This is a genomic window from Halomonas sp. AOP5-B2-8 (genome assembly GCF_052376475.1).
GTDB classification, from domain to species: Bacteria; Pseudomonadota; Gammaproteobacteria; order Pseudomonadales; family Halomonadaceae; genus Vreelandella; species Vreelandella casei.
Genome location: NZ_JBQSVS010000001.1, coordinates 293,684 through 313,161 on the forward strand (window position 1 = coordinate 293,684; position 19,478 = coordinate 313,161).

The following is a 19,478-nucleotide window of genomic DNA, read 5'->3' on the forward strand; positions in this document are numbered from 1 at the left end:
TCGCGCGCCGTGGATTATAAGAACCTTCGCCCTCGCTTACAAACCGAACTCAGGCATAAGTCGACTCTGTAGGAAAAAAATCCGTTTAGACCGAGTCGATTTTGCGCTGCAGCATGGTTATAGTGTCCATAGATTAGCAGATTGATAAGCTTGTTAACGTACTATGATAATCTATTCGTGATTTTTGACGCCTTCACATATTGTAGGCTTTTTTCAATCTTATACAAAAACCATTCACAACAATTATATCTGCACAGCTTACGCCTAGCGCATCGGATAATTGACAAAATGTCGCACACTTCTATAGTGGGCAGGCCTTTTCGCCGGCGCGGCATGCGCAGCAATGACTTTACGTCCCAACCCGAATTCGAAAGGAGGCCTGCATGGCTGACAGGAAAGCGACACTGACGGTAGACGGCATCGACAAACCGATCGAGCTACCTATGTACTCCGGCACACTTGGCCCCGACGTCATCGACGTACGTGAGCTCGGTGCTGAAGGCCTGTTCACCTACGACCCCGGCTTTATGGCCACCTCTTCCTGCCAGTCTGCCATTACCTATATTGATGGTGGTCAGGGCGTACTGCTGCATCGCGGCTACCCCATTGATCAACTGGCCAAAGAATCCAATTTTGTTGAGCTTAGCTACACCCTGCTATTTGGCGAGCTGCCCAGTGAAGAGCAGTACGCAGATTTTGAATCACGTATTCGCAATCACACCATGGTTCATGACCAGATTAATAACTTCTTCAAAGGGTTTCGCCGTGACGCGCACCCGATGTCTATTATGTGCGGCGTTGTAGGCGGCTTAGCGGCCTTCTACCATGACCATATGGACATCACTCAGCAAGAAGACCGCGAGATTAGTGCCATCCGTCTCATTGCGAAAATGCCGACGCTGGCGGCCATGTCACACAAGTATAACGTTGGCCAACCGTTCAACTATCCGCGCAATGACCTGAGCTATGCAGAGAACTTCCTCTACATGATGTTCAGCAACCCTTGCGAAGAGTACAAGATCAATCCGGTATACGCGAAAGCCATGGACCGCATCTTCATGCTGCATGCGGACCACGAGCAAAATGCCTCTACCTCGACAGTACGCCTTGCAGGCTCCACAGGCGCCAACCCGTTCGCCTGCATTAGCGCCGGCATCGCTGCACTGTGGGGCCCTGCTCACGGCGGTGCCAACGAAGCCGTACTAGCAATGCTTGACGAAATTGGTGACGATTCCGAAGAGAATATCCAGCGCTTTGTTGATAAGGCCAAGGATAAAGAAGACCCCTTCAAGCTAATGGGCTTCGGTCACCGCGTTTATCGCAACTTCGATCCGCGCGCCAAGGTGATGAAAGAAACCTGTGACGAGGTACTCGCCGAGCTAGGCATGGCTGACGACCCACAGCTCAAAATCGCCAAGCGCCTGGAACAGATCGCCCTGGAAGATGAATACTTCATTGAGCGCAAGCTGTATCCGAACGTTGATTTCTATTCCGGCATCATTTTGAAAGCGATGGGCATTCCAACCAATATGTTTACCGTGATTTTTGCGGTATCCCGCACCGTTGGCTGGATCTCACACTGGCACGAGATGCTCAGTGAAAGCTACAAAATCGGTCGTCCGCGCCAGCTGTATATCGGCCACGATAAGCGTGACTACCCAACGAAATAAGCCAGCAAAAATAAATCGACCTCTGCTAGGTTGATAGCAATGCGAAAAAGGCCACCTACGGGTGGCCTTTTTCGCATGAGCTGATCCCACCACCCGACATTTAAGCCCTTCTTTTCACCAGAGGCTATGCAGGATAAATCGCTACCCGGCTGCACGCCTTTAACACGATCGCCTCTTAGAGCCCGCCTTTCGCCCGTTAACGCAACAGCCATTGCGACTCCTAAGCAGCATAGCCCATCATCTTTTTCAGCCAGCGGCATTAGACTATTGGGCCACGCGATTAAGGCACTTTTAAGCATCAATAGCGCTTGACTTTTGAGGGCTAGCATCCAGAAAAATGTTTTCCACACTATCTGTGGATAACCCTGTTCACAACCACTACAAAACGTCCCGAAATCGCCATGAACAGTGGGCCAACCTTAAATTGGTCATTTTTTGACCTATGGTAAGTTGTTGTTTTTTAACATTTTAAAGTTATGTTCAAGTTTTTTGCGTCAACAACAACGAGTTGTGCACAACTTTTAGAAGGGATCAGAAAAAGTGGACAAGTCAAGCATAAAATCGTCTAAAAAAGATCGATTTGTAGCTTTTTTGTGAACGGCAGAGATGCCAAAAACCAGCAGATGAGGGGACTCATTGCTAGAAAAAACAAACAGAAATCAGGGGATATCGATTTGATGGCGTCCCATAGGGGGTTCGAACCCCTGTTACCGCCGTGAAAGGGCGGTGTCCTAGACCACTAGACGAATGGGACATTACTACGTGAATTCACGAATCAAGATGGTGGAGCCTAGCGGGATCGAACCGCTGACCTCAACACTGCCAGTGTTGCGCTCTCCCAGCTGAGCTAAGGCCCCACATGTCGCGAAGACGGAGCGTATAATACTGATTATGATCATCTTGGTCAACAGCGAAAACGTCTATTTAGTTCTGACAAGATCAGTGACAAAAACAGACGCTTTCGCCATGGCTATCTTAATGAGTTGTTACGCAATATCACGAAACTCTTTTTCAAAACGCTTGGCCTGCTTTTTCGAAACGCCGCCTAGCACGTCAATGGCACCACGCAAGCGGGCTCGAGTAATGTCAGAGCCGAGAATCGCCATCGCATCCATCACCGAGGTACTGGAAGTACTGCCAGTGATAGCAATAAATACCGGCGCGAGGAACATCTTCATTTTCAACTCAAAATGCTCGGCCAGCGTTTTTACCTCGTCAAGCAACGCCTCTTTATCCCATGCTGAAACGCCCTCAAAGCGCCAAACAAGGAACTGAAGCAGCTTAACCAGCTCTTCTTCATCAAGCTTCACGCTATCAAATGAATGCTTTGTTAACGCTGGCTGGCCTGCAAAGAAATGACCGGCGAGCGGCATTACTTCGGAAAGCGTTTCGACCCGGGGCCGCAACTGAGGCAGGATTTGCTTCACGTACGCTTCGTTGAAGGCCCATTCGCGCAGCGCTTTCAACAATGCATCGTCATCCAAGTCTTCACGGATATAAACACCGTTCAGCCACGTCAATTTTTCTAAATCAAAGACCGGACCACCCAGCGACACACGCGTCACATCGAAATCAGCGATCATTTCTGACAAGCTGAATTTTTCACGCTCGTCAGGCATTGACCATCCCATACGACCTAAATAATTGGTAACGGCCTGGGGCAAAAAGCCCATACGGCGATAATAATTAATCGACGTCGGATTTTTACGTTTAGAAAGCTTAGATTTGTCAGGGTTGCGTAGCAGCGGCATATGACACAGCACCGGCATTTCCCAATCAAAATACTCATACAGCAACTGATGCTTAGGTGCGGAATTAATCCACTCCTCACCGCGCAGTACGTGAGTAATGCCCATCAAATGGTCGTCGACAACGTTAGCCAAATGATAGGTCGGCATGCCATCTGACTTAAGCAGTATCTGTGCATCGACCTGGGCCCAATCCACTTCAATAGTGCCACGCAGCATGTCATTGACGACGCAAACACCTTCAGCAGGCACGTTCATACGCACCACAAAAGGCCAGTTCTCTTGCCGGCGGCGCGCTAGCTCACTCTCATCGAGCGCTAAGTCAGCGGATTTCAATGCCAAGTGCATACCCGCCGCTTTGCGTGCCTCACGCAGGTCATCTAACTCTTCACTGGTGCGGTAGCACTTAAACGCATGCCCCGCGTCTAAGAGCTGCTGAACATGCTGCGCGTAAATTTCGCCACGCTCGCTCTGCCGATACGGGCCATGAGGGCCACCGACATCAGGGCCTTCGTCCCATTCAAGGCCCAGCCAGTGCAAGGAGTCGAGAATCATCTGCTCCGACTCAGGCGTGGAGCGCACTTGATCCGTGTCTTCAATACGTAAAATAAATTGGCCGCCATGCTGACGCGCAAAACATAGATTAAAAAGCGCTATGTATGCCGTACCAACGTGTGGATCCCCGGTGGGAGAAGGTGCGATACGAGTACGTACGGTCATGAAAACGTCCTATGGCAAATATGCATGGCCATATTATACCCACCTTAGCCACAACCTACAGCGTCGCGCAGGGAACAATTGGCGTCCAAAAGCGTCATAAGGTGGGCTCAATGTTGCATGCCCCTTAATACGTGCTAAGTAAAGATCGATTAATACGGCACTGCAGCAACATCTTGAGTGAGCATCTCAAGAGTGAGTTAAGATATAACGCTTGGTTATAGTGCCACTATTCTTAGTGGATGGAACTCAACGAGCTTGTTAGCTCATTCAACAGGAAGATGAAATGGAATCGCTAGGCTCACGAATAAAGCAATTGCGGCTTCGAGCCAAGCTCAACAAAGCAGCGCTGGCACGCAAAGTTGGCGTGTCAGATGTCACCATTTCTTATTGGGAATCCGGGGCGATCAAACAGATCGGTCACGAACGCTTAGTTGCGCTTGCTGATGCCCTTGACTGTTCCCTGGCAACGCTCTTAGAAGGTGATAGTGCTCCTGAGCTTTTAACGTTGACGCATACCGGCCCACTCCCCTGGGAACAGGTACAAGCAACGAAAATAAGAGTCCCCAATCACCTGCCCATGACGATTGATTGGAAAGCACCGTGCGTTATGACCACGCCGGGTCCTGATACAGATTTTTCACCGGCCACCCCGGGTGATTTACTGTTGCTTGGCCCAACGCATGTATTCCACAAAGCGGGTCATTACGTTGTACAGCGCGACGATCGTTTCGTGATCGAGCACTTCGCCAAGGCTCCAAGCGATACTGCCATCCACGCAGTACTGTTAGCCCACTGGCATCCTGCCTAAAGCGTCTACCTCCCCGGACTCTCTAGCACCTCCACCTGGTCACGCGTGCGTCTTGGTTCACTCCCTACCAAAAAGCGCCGTGAGTAGGTGGCCACTTGGCCCAGCCCATGGCGGGATTGACTGACAAGCTCTCCCGCCAGGTGCTGGCCATTGTGACCAATGATTGCTTGTACCGCGACGGGTTGAACACTGCCCTCTGAAACATCAACACGCACGTCGTAACCACCATCGGGTAATCCGCTACCTGAACCAAATGGCCCCGCTGAAAATAGCCCGCCTTCTACCTGGGTGCGTGCTTGCCAGCGCACTCGGCTGATCTCACGTTCGACAATAATTCGTACCTGAGTACCGTCAGGCAAATTGCTTTCACCCTCGACCATTAAGCGCCGATCGGTGCGCAGCGATACATGTGTAGATAGCTCGACAATAAGCGGCGCAACGTCTTCTTCTACCGCGGATGACTCAGGGCGTGCTTGCTCAGGCTGCGCAGTCGCTACCGTGTCACTGGCCGGCGGCTCAGTTTCTCCACAGCCAGCCAGTAGCGCAGCAGACACGATCAATACGCCAGCGCGATTTATTATATTGCCCATACGAACTCCCAAAACGTTACCTAGCCTGCAGCTTACCACTGCATAGCGGCCGCCACAGCGGAATACGCCTTTTTGAATCCGCGGCACGCTCTACTTCCGGTACAATGTGCTTATCGTGCTAACAAGACACTTTCAGGAGCAGCAGCTTTGGATATCATTTGGTGGGTGGCATATGTGGCTTTGGGCGGTTTTGTTGGCCTCATGGCTGGCTTATTAGGCATCGGTGGCGGCGGCATTATGGTGCCGATTCTCACCTCGTTATTCGTGCTTCAAGGCGTGCCTCATGAGCACCTTGCCCACTTAGCCCTAGGCACCGCTATGGCGGCTATTATCCCAGCCTCCACCGCAAGCTTACTTTCCCACCATCGGCACGGGGCGGTTCGCTGGGATATCGTGCGTTTTATTACCCCAGGCATATTAGCGGGTACTTTTTTTGCAACCTTTGTTGCCGCACTTATTCCTACTCGCAGCCTGGCGATTTTTTTCGCCTGCTTTATGGTATTGATGTCGATTCAAATGCTGATAAACGTTAAGCCTAAACCCAGCCGCAGCCTGCCTAGCCCCGTTGGCGTAAGCGGAGTGGGGTTAGGTATCGGCGGCATTTCGGCGCTGGTCGCCATCGGCGGCGGCTCGCTGACGGTCCCCTTCCTCACCTGGTGCAACGTCACGCTTCCCCGCGCCATAGGTACCTCGGCAGCCGTAGGCTTACCCATCGCGCTGGCGGGTGCTCTTGGCTACATCATCAATGGCTGGGGCGTTTCGGGCCTACCCGACGCAACGCTAGGCTTTGTTTATCTGCCCGCCTTTCTATTAATGGCGCCCTTCAGCATCCTCATGGCACCTATCGGCGCAAAGCTCGCCCACAAGCTGCCCGTGGCGCTACTCAAACGAGTATTCGCCTTCCTGCTGATGGGGCTGGCCCTGCAGATGGTATATGCGGTGTTTACGGCTTAATGCACATAATGCGACGTTTAGTACAGATGCCTACACTAACCACTAGCTCACTCAAGCAGACAAAGAACTTACCGGCATCGTTTTTTTGTTATTAGCGTGTCTAAAAAGCGATGTCATGCTTCTCCAGGGTTGGATATTGGCCCGCCTCAATTCGCAGTACCAGATAACCATAGCCGCCCACATCAACATTCTCCATGGTCAGCACTTCACGACAAAGCAGTCGAATCACACCATCATGGGTCACCAGTAGGTTAGCGTGGTGGAACTGTTCCTCGATTCGAAATGTCCATTAAACATAACCAACCTTAGAATTTTCAATATGATCGGAGAACTATATGGCTATGCGCATTAAATCTATCGCAACCACAGGATTAGTAAGCATACTTCTAGCGGGCCAAGCATACGCTTTCGATATCAATAGCGTAACTGATCGCGCAAGCAATATGGCTTCCAGCGGAGGCAGCAGCAACCTATTAAGTTCACTTTCAAGTGGCTCGTTCAATTTCGCTAATCTTGAGAACCTCACCGGCGTTTTAAGCTATTGTCAGGAAAACGGGTATTTAGGTAGTAATGCAGATATCGCCAAAAGTCAGGTTATGTCACGTCTAGGTCTTGAATCTGAGCCGGAAGAAAACCAAAGCTACCAAGAGGGCCTGTCTGGTATGCTTCAAGGCGACGGTGAATCCTTCAACTTAAGCGCCTTAGGCGACCAAGTCGGCGAACGCGCCTGCGGCATGGCAGCAGACCAAGCAATGTCGTTTGCTGGTGGATAACCCACCTCAACGACAAATACTTTGTTCTACAAGATAATGCGTAAAGCGGGCTTGCCGCAAAACAGCAAGCCCAATACCCTTTGAAGATCAATTAGCCCTCCTCAACGCCCTAGATTAACGGTATCCCTTGCTCTGTGCTGGGCACCCTTTCTTACGTACAATGGCGCGTATACAAAGCGCCATTGCTGAAAAGATCTCAAAATGTACCCAGTTTTTTTGGGACCTCGCCCAGTATCCTTACTTGGTACACTGTAGACACACCCAATGCGTTAATTACGGCTTAAAGAGGCAATAATGCTGCATTCCGTGCGGCCAAAGCATTACTAAATGACTAATTTAATTAAAGAAAACAGTGCAGATCGGGGCCGGCTTTTTTCTGTGGCCCCCATGATGGATTGGACGACCCGCGACTACAGAGCATTTGCCCGCACACTAACCAAGCGTGCGCTGCTGTATACCGAGATGGTCACGACTGGTGCGATTTTGCACGGGACGCCCCGTGAGCGCTTCTTAGGCTATAACGAGGTGGAGCACCCGCTTGCGCTGCAGCTAGGCGGCAGCGATGCCGGTGAGCTGGCGGAGTGCACGGCGATTGCTGAGGCGTGGGGTTATGATGAGGTGAACCTGAACGTGGGTTGCCCAAGCGATCGCGTGCAGAACAACATGATTGGCGCGTGCTTGATGGGCTACCCCGAAAAGGTAGCGGACGCCGTGCGGGCAATGCAGGCGGCGGTGTCTATTCCTGTCACGGTGAAGTGCCGTATTGGCATTGATGATCAGGATGAAGACGCAGATCTTGAGCGGTTTATTGCGATTGTCGCTGACGCTGGCTGCGAGGTATTTACCGTTCACGCCCGTAAGGCGTGGCTACAAGGTTTATCACCTAAGCAGAACCGTGATGTACCGCCGCTTAACTACCCCCGAGTTCATCGTTTAAAGCAGAGCCGCCCTGAACTGCATATCGGTATTAACGGCGGGATTAAAACACTCGCCGAATGCCAAGAGCAGCTCACCCTTGTGGACAGCGTTATGGTGGGCCGCGAGGCGTATCAAAACCCATGGCTACTGGCCGGTGTTGATGAGCAGCTGTTTGGTGAGAAAGGCCCGGCGGAGAGCCGCTTGGATGCCGCGAACGCTTTCCGGCCTTATATTCAGCAGCGCTTAGACGAAGGCGCCAAGCTGAATCATATTACCCGCCACCTGCTGGGCCTGTTTCAAGGTTGCCCAGGCGGAAGGCGGTTTCGGCGTCATTTGTCAGAACACGCGCATAAAGAAGGCGCAGGATTGCGCCTATTTGATGAAGCATTAAGCTTAGTGCGTGAGCCAGAGACCGAAGACACCCAGCCTGCCCCCATGCCTGTTTAGCGACCAACGTTCAGGCGGCGGGCCGAGTATTTACAGCATTACGGCTGGCCGCCTTTCACGCCTTTAGCGATGCGATCACCTACGTCTTGGTCGATATTGCGCCAATACTCAAACGCACGCTCAAGCACTGGCTCGCTGACGCCGCCTGAAAGATGCCCAACGACGTTGGACACTAAACGATCACGCGCGGCATCATCCATTACATCGCGAACTAACGTACCGGGCTGACCCCAGTCATCATCGTCTTTGCGCAGCGTATAAGCTGCACGTACCAACTCACCGCTGGTGGCCCATACGGCATCTTCTGGAAAACGCTCAACATCGGCTTTAGGGCCACCTTTGCTGTTCGGCGCATAGACAGGGTCTGTCGCGTGATGCATACGCATGGCACCACCCTGGGTATAGCTATTGACTGGGCTTATGGGCATATTGACGGGGATATGCTTGTAGTTAACGCCCAAACGCGCCCGATGTGCATCGGCATACGAGATAGAACGCGCCAGCAACATCTTGTCGGGTGAAAGGCCGGTGCCCGGCACCATGTTGTTAGGCTCGAACGCGGCCTGATTGATTTGGGTATGGAAGTCGGTGGGGTTTTGGTTAAGGGTTAACTTACCCACTTCCATCAATGGATAGTCGTCGTGGGGCCACACCTTGGTGAGATCAAAGGGGTTATAGCGATAGGTTTTGGCATCCTCAAAGGGCATGATCTGCATTTGCAGTGTCCAGGTGGGGTGCTCGCCACGCTGAATGGCTTCAAATAGATCACGGCGATGATAGTCGGCGTCGGTGCCGGCCATTTTATCCGCTTGTTCCTGGGTCATGCACTTGATGCCCTGGTCGGTTTTGAAGTGATACTTCACCCAGAACCGCTCACTTTCATTATTAACCCACATATAGGTATGGCTAGAATAGCCATTCATATGCCGCCATGTCGCCGGCACGCCACGGTCTCCCATTAACCAAGCTACCTGGTGAGCCGATTCAGGTGACAACGTCCAAAAATCCCACTGCATATCATGGTCACGCAGGCCGTTATCGGCGCGACGTTTTTGTGAGTGAATGAAGTGCTGAAACTTCATGGGATCACGCACAAAAAACACTGGGGTGTTATTACCCACCATGTCGAAATTGCCTTCCTCGGTATAAAACTTCACCGAAAAACCGCGTGGATCACGCCATGTATCAGGGCTACCGCTTTCACCTGCTACCGTCGAAAAGCGGATCAGCACATCGGTTTTAGTGCCTTTCTGCAGAAACTTGGCTTTGCTGTATTTGCTAACATCGTGGGTGACTTCAAAATGCCCAAAAGCACCACTGCCCTTGGCATGCGGCTGACGGTCAGGGATCATTTCACGGTTAAACGCCGCCATTTGCTCCATCAGGGCGTGGTCGTGCATCACAATAGGGCCATCTTGCCCGACTGAGAGCGAATGTTCGTCACTGCTAACCGGTATGCCCGCATCCGTTGTGGTGTGCTTAGGTTTATCGCTCGTCATCGCTTTTCCTCCATGTCACGGTAGACGTGGCGTTTGACCGCCACTCGTTCGAGTACGATGAAAGCTTGGCTATTAATTTTCATTGTTATCAATGTAGCCGCTAACAAAGCCCACCCTTAGGTATAGCCAATCAGCCGCCAACTTTCCATGTATGGCGGCTATCACTTCTCTATCAAACCAATAGCTTTTATGTATAGGCAGCTAAAAAGAAAAAGAATCCGTGGGCGGTACCAAGCTTGAGTTAAAGCTTTCGATGGCCGTTTCAGCCTCCTCAATTTCATCGAAACGGGCAATATGAAATAGCGCTTCACCTTCGTTAGCCAGCGGCAAGCGGCTCATCCCAATCACAATTCCATCTGCCACCGCGCGTACTTCGCCCTCTTCATTGCCAAAAGGGTCGGCCACTTTGCCCAGCACCTCACCTTTGGCAACGCGCGCGCCTAGGCGCACCTTGGGGCGCAAAATACCGTCGATAGGCGCCCTTGCCCAGCTTGAGCCGTTGGCCAGTTCAGCAGGCGCTGGCGTGCGGCGGCGCTGCTCACCGGCCAACATGCCTAAACGCCGCATAACGCGCAGTACACCGCGGGCACCGGGTGCAATCGCCCACTCATCAAAGCGCAGCGCTTCACCGGCTTCATAGGTTAATACTGGAATACCACGGCTCTGCGCGTAGTGGCGTAGGCTACCTTCGCGCAGCTCAGCGTTAAGCACCACGGGAGCGCCAAAAGCATCTGCCATGCGCTCGGTTTCACTGCCTGGGCGCAGCTGTGCACGAATTTGCGGCAGGTTCGTACGGTGAATCGCCCCGGTATGCAGATCAATAATATGCGTGGCGTGATCAACAATTTGTTCGCGAAATAAAGCGGCAATCCGACCACCTAACGAGCCTGACTCACTGCCCGGAAAGCAGCGGTTAAGATCACGCCGATCAGGCAAATAGCGCGTTTGCTGTAAGAAACCAAATACATTGACCACCGGCACTGCGATCAGTGTGCCACGAATGCCATTAATCGCTTTGGCGCGCAGTACCCGGCGAACAATTTCCACGCCGTTGATTTCGTCGCCATGAATACCACCGCAAACCAGCAAAACAGGGCCATCCTTGCGCCCGTGCACGACCTCCACAGGGATATGAAGCGGCGTATGGGTATATAAACGCGCGACTGGCACATCTATTTGTAAACGCTGGCCGGGCATAATGGTGTGCTCGCCCAGTTGAAAAGGTGCTCGCGGCATGCTTAAAGTCCTGTTTTAACGATGATGCTTCACGCTGTCTCAGTGAATACGGATCCATTCCATTGCCTTTTTATACGCCTGACGCTGCAAAATAACGAGCCTAACCCTTCTCTCTATGCGATAGCTGAATTATCCATACAGTTTTGAATGTAAATATCAGCCAGCTTAGGTTAAAATGTGACCACTACGTTTCGATCATAAGGTTGCGCGCCATGGCAAGAAAAACTAAAGCTGAAGCTGCTGCCACTCGGGAAGCACTGTTAGAGGCTGCCGAAGAGGTGTTTTTTGCCAAAGGCGTGGCACGCACATCACTAGAACAAATTGCTCGCCATGCAGGCCTTACTCGAGGCGCTGTTTATTGGCATTTTAAAAATAAGGGCGATTTGTTCATGGCGCTTGTCGAACAAGTCCGCATGCCCTTTCAGTCGCTCATGGAAGAAGTGGAGAAAACCGAGGCGGGAAAATCGCCCCTTGAGTCCATCCGCTTAGCCTGCCATGCCGGCTTGGCTCGTATTGAACAGCCCTCATATCAACGCATACTGTCAATCTTGCTGCATCGCTGCGAGTTCTTCAGTGATATCAACCCGCTCGAAATGCAGGATAAAATTGGTAATGAGTGTTTCGATGAAATGCTGTCAGTGTTTGAAATCGCGCAACAGCAGCAGCTGTTGCGTGAAGACCTCTCGCCGGCCGTTGCCACGCGGATGATGCAGTCAATGCTAGGTGGTCTCTTCCACGACTGGCTACGCAACCCCGGTGCTTATTCGATTCGGGAACGCGGTGGAGAAATGATCGATACTTCCATCCGCATGATGCAGCGCTAATTATTTAACGCCACTCTTAATGCAGCTGGTGACACTCAGCGTACCTAACTGCGGGCACGCCCCCATTCTAGACCGACCTGAACAGGTCATGCCCATTGAGCGCTTTTTAATACGGGCTGCAAAGGCTGATGTAGTACCCAACGAGCAAACTCAAGCGACCAAGGTCAGCCCTACTATCACTCAGTGGCTAACCCAGCAGTGGCGGAAGTGGTGACAATAGCTGAGCGACGCTTGTAGGCAATGCGCCCAGCTGTTTGCTATCAATGCGAAGTAGAGTACGGCACCGAGTGGCGTTTTTTTCGGTTGAGCCGCAGCTTGTTCAAATGAACGCGTGTTTCTAGGTAGTCTTGCTCTGACACGCTCCGATAAGCGCCCTCTGAGGGCAGGTACTTCACCAGCACACGACGCTCGCCTTGAAGTGGCAACGTCCCCTCTTTGCTATGCAGCGTTACTGCGCTGTTCGGCTCATTATCAATCACTGCAAATGCCAACTCACCGCGGCCTTGGCGCTCAGTCACCACCACGGTTTCTCCCAACAAGCACCGGCGAGTAAACGGACGATAGCGGTGCAACCCACGGTGTAGCGCGTGGCAAATCGATGCGGCGATAGGGGAAGCAGCGACCATTGACAACCACAACACCAGTACGCCCACCGGAATACGTATTAAGCCAAGTGGCAGCCAGCGCAACACCAATAGCTCTATCGTCAACGTGAGCGCCGCTGAAATAGCCAAAATAACGCTCAATGCCAGTATGGCAGGCACACCGGCAAAGCCTAGCGAGACCAGCGTGCTGGCGAGGTGGTCTTCTTTTAAGCTATCACGTTCAAATAAATCTAGCGGGGCTACTCGAATCAGCACTAATAGCCAGTAGAACGCCAGTAACCCGAGTAAGACAACGAGCACAATGCTCGGAAATTGCATGGCAGCGTGCAGTACATGTTCCATAGTGGCGCTCCTCCGATACTTAGCCGGCGATGTATTATTATTTAAAGCTTAGTCTACATTAGCTTTTTAGTACCACTTTTCAGGCTATTTTCGTCAGATAAAAAAACGGGCATCACCCGAAAGTGACGCCCGTTTATTGCTTACCCATCGTTCAGGGGGCTAATTAATCTTGATTGTGCTCAAGCGCTGGCTTGGAGGGTTCGTGCTTATGCCCTCGCGTCTTACGGCCTAGCCAATCCGACGCTGTCGCAATCATGGCGTAAAAGCTCGGAATAAACAGGCTGCCCAGCGTAGCGACAGAAAGCATACCCATCGCAACTGTGGTACCAATGTGATGACTGCTCACATCGCTGGCGCCGGTGGCTAGCGCCAGCGGCAGAGTACCAAAGATGAACGCTAGCGAGGTCATAACGATCGGGCGGAAACGCAGTTCTGCCGCAATAATCGCCGCTTCACGGATTGATTTACCATGCTCTTTACGCTGAAGTTCAGCGAACTCGACGATCAAGATAGCGTTCTTCGCCGCCAGCCCTATGACCACCAGCATACCTATTTGCACATACACGCTGGTGTCTAGGCCACGCAGTACAATGCCCCCGATACTGCCAAGGAAAGCAAAAGGCGTCGCCGTTAGTACCGCCAGCGGCAGTGACCAGCTTTCATACTGGGCCGCGAGTATCAAGAACACCATCAGCATACCAAACACGATCGCCATAGTAGCCGCATTACCTAGATTGGCCTCCTGATAAGCAGTACCGGTCCAGCCCATCCCCCAGTTAGTGCCTAGCGTCTCTTGTACGATTGAATCCATCGCTTCAATCGCTTGAGCAGAACTGTAGCCGGGCGCAGGATTACCCTGGAACTGGGCGCCTGCATAAACACCGAAGCGAGATACCACGGCAGCCCCCGTTTGGCGCTCAAGTTCGACGAATTCGGAAAGCGGTATACGCTCGCCGTTACCGCCGCGCACATACACGCTGCTAACGTCATCTGGCGTCTTACGGAAGTCATCTTCGTTTTGCAGGTACACCTGGAAATTACGGTTTTGATAGCTAAAGTAGTTCACAAAACCGTTACCAAACGTATTGCCTAGTGCTGAGTTAATATCCCCCAGTGACACGCCGTAACTCAAGGCCTTCTGCTGATCAATGTTCGCGCGGTACGAAGGCACGTTAACGTTGAACGTTGAAAACACTTGGTTTAAAGCAGGATGTTCATTGGCCTTCTGCATAATTTGCAGCGATGCATCATACAACTCCCGCGTTGATGCACCATCAAACGACTGCAGGTAACCGGTAAAACCGCCGGTCGTCGAGAGACCCATAATCGGCGGCACGTTAAACGCCATGGCAGAGCCACCGTCAATACTCGCCCCCAGCTGCATGATTTGCCCGACAAGGCCACTGGCCGTCAGATCACGCTCAGACCAAGTGCTCATGTTGACGAAAATGATCCCTCGAGCCGTATTCACTGCGCTCGACAGAATGTCGTAACCCGCAATAGCTGAGGAATACTCAACGCCCGGAATCGCTTCAATTTCAGCACTGAGCTTTTCCATGTAACGCTGGGTACGATCAAGCGAAGCGGCATCCGGCAGCGACACGCTCACCAACACGATACCCTGATCGGTTTCTGGCACCAGCGTTGAAGGCGTATTGGCGTAAAGCCAGTAAGAGCCAACGCCGACCAGCACCGTGAGCGCTAATGCCAACACCCATAGACGCACCAAACCTTTCACCACCCACATGTAGGCGGCAGTGATACCGGCGAACATGCGATCAAACAGGCGCAAAGGCGTATTCAAGGCACGTTTAAATTTAGACTCACCCGCCCCTGCGATTTTGTGCTTGATAAAGATCGCGGAGAGCGCCGGCGTAAAGGTCAGCGCCATGACTGCCGATAGCGCGACGGAAATGGCCACGGTAATCGCAAACTGCTGATAAATCTGCCCGGTAAATCCGCCCAGGAAAGCAACGGGGATAAACACGGCAGCCATAATCAGCGATGTCGCAATGACCGGCCCTCCGACCTCTCTCATTGCTCGGATGGTAGCATCGCGAACGCTTATATCTTCTTCTTCACTGAGTACACGTTCGACGTTTTCAACCACCAAGATGGCGTCATCAACCACGATACCTATCGATAGCACCAGCGCGAACAGCGTCAGTAGATTGATTGAGAAACCAAGTAGATAGAAACCGGCAAAAGTACCTACCACGGCGACCGGCACCACCGACATCGCAATCACGGTAAAGCGCCAGTTCTGTAAGAATATAAACAGAATGACGATAACGATCAGAAAGGCTTCAATAAACGTGTGTAGAACCGTCTCGACCGAGGCATCAATAAACAGCGTAGTGTCATAAGGCGCGACATACTCAAGCCCTGGTGGGAAACGGCTCTCGAGCTCATCCATAGTGGTGCGCACACCATTAGCTGTCGCTAATGCATTGGCTCCAGGCTGCTGGTTGATGATAATCGGCGTCATCGTAGAGCCGTTCAGGCGCGCGTCAATACCGTAGAAAGACGCCCCGAGTTCGATACGTGCCACGTCTTCCAAGCGCAGTGACGAACCATCGCTATTGGTGCGCAAGTAAATATTGCGGAAGTCGTCCACATTATTCAGTCGGCCGCCTGCGGTAATCGTATACGTATAAGCACGCGGCTCGCCTTGGGGCGTGGATGCCAAGCTACCCGCTGGGATTTCTGTATTTTGCGACCTAATAGCGCTGGCCACTTCACTAGGCGTCATGTCGTACTGAGCCAGCTTGTCTGGGTCCATCCAAATACGCATGGCAAACTCACCGCCACCCAGCACTTCCGCATTACCCACACCCGGCACTTGGCGCAGTTCATCCAGAATATTGAGCGTGGCGTAGTTCTGCATATAGACGTTGTTATAGTCCCCATTGGGTGAGGTCAACGCAATAAACATCAAAATAGAGTCTGAACGCAGCTCGACGGTAACGCCTTGCTGCTGCACGGCCTCGGGTAATTGCGACAGCGCACCCTGCACACGGTTATTGACGTTAATGGTATTAATGTCGCCATCGGTGCCGATATTGAACGCAATACTCAGGCTCATAATGCCGTTATCAGCGCTGTTTGAGGTCATGTACAGCATGTCCTCAACGCCGTTTATAGCCTCTGCTAGCGGTGCCGCGACCGTTTGGGCAACGGTTTCTGCGTCGGCACCAGGAAACTGCGCCTGCACCGACACGGTAGGCGGCACCACGCTAGGGTACTGCTCAATAGGCAGCACTCGCATGGACATAACGCCTACCAGCGTCACGATAATTGCCAGTACCGTGGCAAATATCGGGCGGCTGATGAAGAAGTTAGAGAAGTTCATTATTGCGCACCCTCTTCTCCTTCAGCGGGCTGTCCATCGGCAGCACCCGCTTCCATTGCTTGTGCTGCTTCAGCCTGCTCTTGTGCTTCTTGCTGCTCAACATCTTCAACAACGGCTGCCGCATCACCATCGAACGGCTGCGGGTCAATCGCCATACCCGGTGATAAACCGGCAGGATCACCGACAATCACTCGATCACCTGGCTCAACCCCTTCGCGAATCAGCTGCCACGGGCCTGCCACTTCACCTAAGGAGATCGTTTGTGCGCGAGCCTTGTTCTCGTCATCCAACACCAGTACCTGCGGGCCCATTAAGCCCTGAGTAACGGCAATTTCAGGCACGGCCATAACATCAAAGCGCTTTAAGCCCTCAATGCTAACGCGTACAAACTGACCTGGTAGTACGGTAGCCTCAGGATTCTCGAACGTGGCGGATGCTTGTACCGTGCTCGTACCGCTATCCACTCGCGAACCAAGAAAGTCTAAGTGCCCTTCAAGCTCAGAGTCAGTGCCACCGCTCACACCGGGAATGCTTAACCGGGCGCGGATATCAGAAGGATCACCGCCCTGGCTCAACTGCCGACGCAGCTCAAAAGCATCGCGCTGGGGCAGTTGAAAGCGCACCTCTAGCGGGTCCAGGGGTGTGATGGTGGCAAGCTCCGTGCCAGACGTCACCACATTGCCCACGTTGATCTGACTCAAGCCGATCATGCCCGAGACGGGCGCGGTCACCTGGGAATAGCCTAGGTCTAGATTGGCGCTGGTCAATACCGCTTCTGCTTGTGCCACGCTTGCCTGGGCAACGCGCTGGTCGGCTAACGCTTGGTCATACTGCTGACGACTCACCGAGTTTTGGCTCAGCAGTTGCTCAAAACGCTGGGCATCACGCTGAGCGCGAGACAGTTGAGCCTGCGCACTTTGTAAATCGGCTTCGCGCTGATTGACGGTGGCCTGATAAAGATCCGGCTCAATGGTATAAAGACGGTCGCCTTTTTCTACCATTTGCCCGGGTTCGAAATGACGCTCTTCCAGAGAACCATTCACTCGCGCGACGAGAGTGACTTCGTTATCGCTGCGTAACAGCGAAGGATACGATTTATTCAGCGCTATATCTTGACGAGCCATCTCTGCCACTGCCACTTTATGCGCAGGCGCCTCTTGCTGACTCTGCTCCGGGGCCTCAGCCTGTTCTTGACCACAGGCAGCAAGTGCCAGCGCGGCTACCAGCGTCACCAGACTCGCTCTGTTTGAGTGAATCATTTTCTTCATACGTTTCAATTCCCATGTATCTTTTTAAGATCGACTGATAGCAGGTTCGCGCCTAATTCACGTTCGACCTGGCGTTATTACCGGCCAGGCTGGGGCGGTGCACCAATGTCGAGTGCGCGCTGGTAGCGGTCATCACCGCCGCTTTCGGGCAAGGTAAAGTTCACTTCATCGCCCGTTAGCCAATTATTGAGGTCTTCAATGGCATCCACATCCAATAGCCCCGACTGCTGACGCAGCGAGAGCAAATTCACCACATAGCTGTAGCGAGATTCAGCATAATTAGCGATAGCGTTGTACAAGTTCTGCTCAGCATTCAGCACATCCACAATATTACGAGTGCCCACCTCATAGCCCGCGCGGGTTGCTTCTAGCGCGCTTTGGTTCGACACAATGGCCTGCTGACGCGCTTCAACCGTTTCTACATCATTACTGACTTGGGTATAGAGCGAGCGCACTTGCTGGATAGACATCCGACGCTGGGACTCGAAATCATACTGGCTGCTCTCCAGTTGGTAGGTCCCTTGGCGAATCCTGGCGCTCGTGCTGCCGCCGGTATAAAGAGGTAGGTTGGCACTCACCCCCACCTGGCTAGACGAATCGTAGCCGGTAGTGCCGTCAATATCGTTATCAGCGAATTGATAGTTACCAAACGCCTGAACAGTTGGCAAACGTCCAGCCCGGGCAATGTCCACACCACTGCGTGAAATTTCAATGCCTGCCTGCTGCGCTAATACTTGCGGGTTGCGCTCAATGGCTTGCTCTACCCAATAGTCGCGACTGCTGGGCTCAGGAAGCGCAATCGGCATACTGTCTCCCAGCGCGTCGATACTGGCATAGCGCTGGCCGGTAAGCTGCTCTAACGCTTCAAAAGCCACCTGCAGACTGCTTTCTGCGGCAATGCGATCCGCACGTGACTGATCGAATGTAGCGCGCGCCTCTTCTACTTCGGTAATCGCAATCAAGCCCACTTCGAACTGCTCACCGGCTTGCTCCAACTGACGCCCAATCGCCCGCTCTTGAGCAAAACGCGCCTCTAATACTTCGTAAGCGCGCAGAATTTCGAAATAGGCACTAGCCACATCAATCAACAGCTGTTGTTCAGTGGCTGCCAGCAGATAAACCTGCTGATCAATTTGTCGTTCGGCCTGAGTAAACTGTTGGCGAGTCACTTCATCAAATAGCGCCTGAGTGGCTTCAAGCTGAAGCGACACCGTGTTGTAACGGTCATCACTCGCACCGACGTTACCAAGCTGTGCCCCCCCCGATCCAACATCACCAGCGCCCGAACCTATTCCAGACCTTCCGTGACTTTCGTACTGTTGGTTATGCGCCACATTACCCGTCGCATTAACTTGAGGTAACAGTGCACCCCGTGCAACGTCTCGGCCTGCTTCAACGCCCAGATACTCAGAGCGCGCAGAGGAAAGTGCTGCGTTATTATCTAACGCATCACGGGTAATCGTGATGAGATCAGCCGCCTGAACAGGCAGCACAAAAGAAGCGGTGAATACCGCTAACAGCAAGGGTCGTAAAGGGGCATTGACTGCCCAGTGTGCCAGTCGCATGGGTATTGCCTCTAAGTATTAGCGTCGGGATGGCGAGCGTACTAAGTCATCAACGTACTAGGTCATCAACAAACTAAGTCACTCAACGTACTGGGCCATTCAGAAAGATGAGTATTATAGTTACATTCATGTATGTATGCTAGCCTTGAACTATCGAAA

At 52.4% G+C, this 19,478-nt stretch carries 16 protein-coding genes and 2 tRNA genes; 7 read left to right on the forward strand and 11 right to left on the reverse strand.

The window, feature by feature from the left end:
* Nucleotides 1–383 precede the first annotated feature (383 nt).
* Nucleotides 384–1,670 carry a citrate synthase gene (gltA, locus tag ACT3RP_RS01280; protein WP_096281452.1) on the forward strand — a complete coding sequence of 429 codons (1,287 nt, stop codon included), beginning with the start codon at nt 384–386 and terminating at the stop codon, nt 1,668–1,670.
* 678 nt (nt 1,671–2,348) lie between these two features.
* On the opposite strand, the gene ACT3RP_RS01285 is transcribed toward gltA, so the two are convergent.
* From ACT3RP_RS01285 to gltX, 3 genes are all read right to left on the reverse strand, one after another.
* Nucleotides 2,349–2,424: transfer RNA gene (locus ACT3RP_RS01285), tRNA-Glu, on the reverse strand.
* A gap of 27 nt (nt 2,425–2,451) precedes the next feature.
* Nucleotides 2,452–2,527 (reverse strand) — tRNA-Ala (locus ACT3RP_RS01290).
* A 129-nt stretch (nt 2,528–2,656) separates the two neighbouring features.
* Nucleotides 2,657–4,138: a glutamate--tRNA ligase gene (gene gltX, locus ACT3RP_RS01295; RefSeq protein ID WP_483393074.1), complete on the reverse strand. Its 1,482-nt coding sequence runs from the start codon at nt 4,136–4,138 to the stop codon at nt 2,657–2,659.
* Nucleotides 4,139–4,421: 283 nt separating this feature from the next.
* Between gltX and ACT3RP_RS01300 the strand changes: the two genes are divergently transcribed.
* A complete protein-coding gene (locus ACT3RP_RS01300) occupies nt 4,422–4,946 on the forward strand; it encodes a helix-turn-helix domain-containing protein (protein ID WP_096281458.1) in 525 nt (174 codons plus the stop codon).
* Between the two features lie 5 nt (nt 4,947–4,951).
* Here ACT3RP_RS01300 and ACT3RP_RS01305 read toward each other — a convergent pair whose 3' ends face one another.
* Nucleotides 4,952–5,536: a hypothetical protein gene (locus ACT3RP_RS01305; RefSeq protein WP_483393075.1), complete on the reverse strand. Its 585-nt coding sequence runs from the start codon at nt 5,534–5,536 to the stop codon at nt 4,952–4,954.
* A gap of 147 nt (nt 5,537–5,683) precedes the next feature.
* On the opposite strand from ACT3RP_RS01305, the gene ACT3RP_RS01310 reads away from it, so the two are divergent.
* On the forward strand, nt 5,684–6,490 hold the full coding sequence (locus ACT3RP_RS01310; protein ID WP_096281463.1) for a sulfite exporter TauE/SafE family protein: 807 nt from the start codon (nt 5,684–5,686) through the stop codon (nt 6,488–6,490).
* A gap of 100 nt (nt 6,491–6,590) precedes the next feature.
* Here ACT3RP_RS01310 and ACT3RP_RS01315 read toward each other — a convergent pair whose 3' ends face one another.
* Entirely contained in the window at nt 6,591–6,719 is a 129-nt protein-coding gene (locus ACT3RP_RS01315) for a hypothetical protein (RefSeq protein WP_483393076.1), read from the reverse strand.
* 106 nt (nt 6,720–6,825) lie between these two features.
* Between ACT3RP_RS01315 and ACT3RP_RS01320 the strand changes: the two genes are divergently transcribed.
* Nucleotides 6,826–7,263, forward strand: a complete 438-nt coding sequence (locus ACT3RP_RS01320) for a DUF2501 domain-containing protein (protein ID WP_096281465.1) — start codon at nt 6,826–6,828, stop codon at nt 7,261–7,263.
* Nucleotides 7,264–7,590: 327 nt separating this feature from the next.
* Nucleotides 7,591–8,628 carry a tRNA dihydrouridine(20/20a) synthase DusA gene (dusA, locus tag ACT3RP_RS01325; protein WP_441684562.1) on the forward strand — a complete coding sequence of 346 codons (1,038 nt, stop codon included), beginning with the start codon at nt 7,591–7,593 and terminating at the stop codon, nt 8,626–8,628.
* Nucleotides 8,629–8,666: 38 nt separating this feature from the next.
* Here dusA and ACT3RP_RS01330 read toward each other — a convergent pair whose 3' ends face one another.
* Nucleotides 8,667–10,127 (reverse strand): catalase, encoded by a 1,461-nt coding sequence (locus ACT3RP_RS01330; protein ID WP_483393077.1) that lies wholly within the window; start codon nt 10,125–10,127, stop codon nt 8,667–8,669.
* Nucleotides 10,128–10,328: 201 nt separating this feature from the next.
* Complete coding sequence (locus tag ACT3RP_RS01335) at nt 10,329–11,363, reverse strand: succinylglutamate desuccinylase/aspartoacylase family protein (RefSeq protein ID WP_096281471.1); 1,035 nt, start codon at nt 11,361–11,363, stop codon at nt 10,329–10,331.
* 212 nt (nt 11,364–11,575) lie between these two features.
* Here ACT3RP_RS01335 and ACT3RP_RS01340 point away from each other — a divergent pair, with 212 nt between their 5' ends.
* Both ACT3RP_RS01340 and ACT3RP_RS01345 read left to right on the forward strand, forming a co-directional pair.
* Nucleotides 11,576–12,187 carry a TetR family transcriptional regulator gene (locus tag ACT3RP_RS01340; protein WP_096281473.1) on the forward strand — a complete coding sequence of 204 codons (612 nt, stop codon included), beginning with the start codon at nt 11,576–11,578 and terminating at the stop codon, nt 12,185–12,187.
* 19 nt (nt 12,188–12,206) lie between these two features.
* Nucleotides 12,207–12,401, forward strand: a complete 195-nt coding sequence (locus tag ACT3RP_RS01345) for a hypothetical protein (protein WP_483393078.1) — start codon at nt 12,207–12,209, stop codon at nt 12,399–12,401.
* Nucleotides 12,402–12,447: 46 nt separating this feature from the next.
* On the opposite strand, the gene ACT3RP_RS01350 is transcribed toward ACT3RP_RS01345, so the two are convergent.
* From ACT3RP_RS01350 to ACT3RP_RS01365, 4 genes are all read right to left on the reverse strand, one after another.
* Complete coding sequence (locus tag ACT3RP_RS01350; protein ID WP_444624650.1) at nt 12,448–13,134, reverse strand: hypothetical protein; 687 nt, start codon at nt 13,132–13,134, stop codon at nt 12,448–12,450.
* 163 nt (nt 13,135–13,297) lie between these two features.
* Nucleotides 13,298–16,486 (reverse strand): efflux RND transporter permease subunit, encoded by a 3,189-nt coding sequence (locus ACT3RP_RS01355; RefSeq protein ID WP_096281477.1) that lies wholly within the window; start codon nt 16,484–16,486, stop codon nt 13,298–13,300.
* Nucleotides 16,486–17,754, reverse strand: a complete 1,269-nt coding sequence (locus ACT3RP_RS01360) for an efflux RND transporter periplasmic adaptor subunit (protein WP_096281480.1) — start codon at nt 17,752–17,754, stop codon at nt 16,486–16,488. The genes ACT3RP_RS01355 and ACT3RP_RS01360 overlap by 1 nt, the downstream gene beginning before the upstream one ends.
* A gap of 77 nt (nt 17,755–17,831) precedes the next feature.
* Nucleotides 17,832–19,319: a TolC family outer membrane protein gene (locus ACT3RP_RS01365; protein ID WP_096281482.1), complete on the reverse strand. Its 1,488-nt coding sequence runs from the start codon at nt 19,317–19,319 to the stop codon at nt 17,832–17,834.
* Between the last annotated feature and the right edge of the window lie 159 nt (nt 19,320–19,478).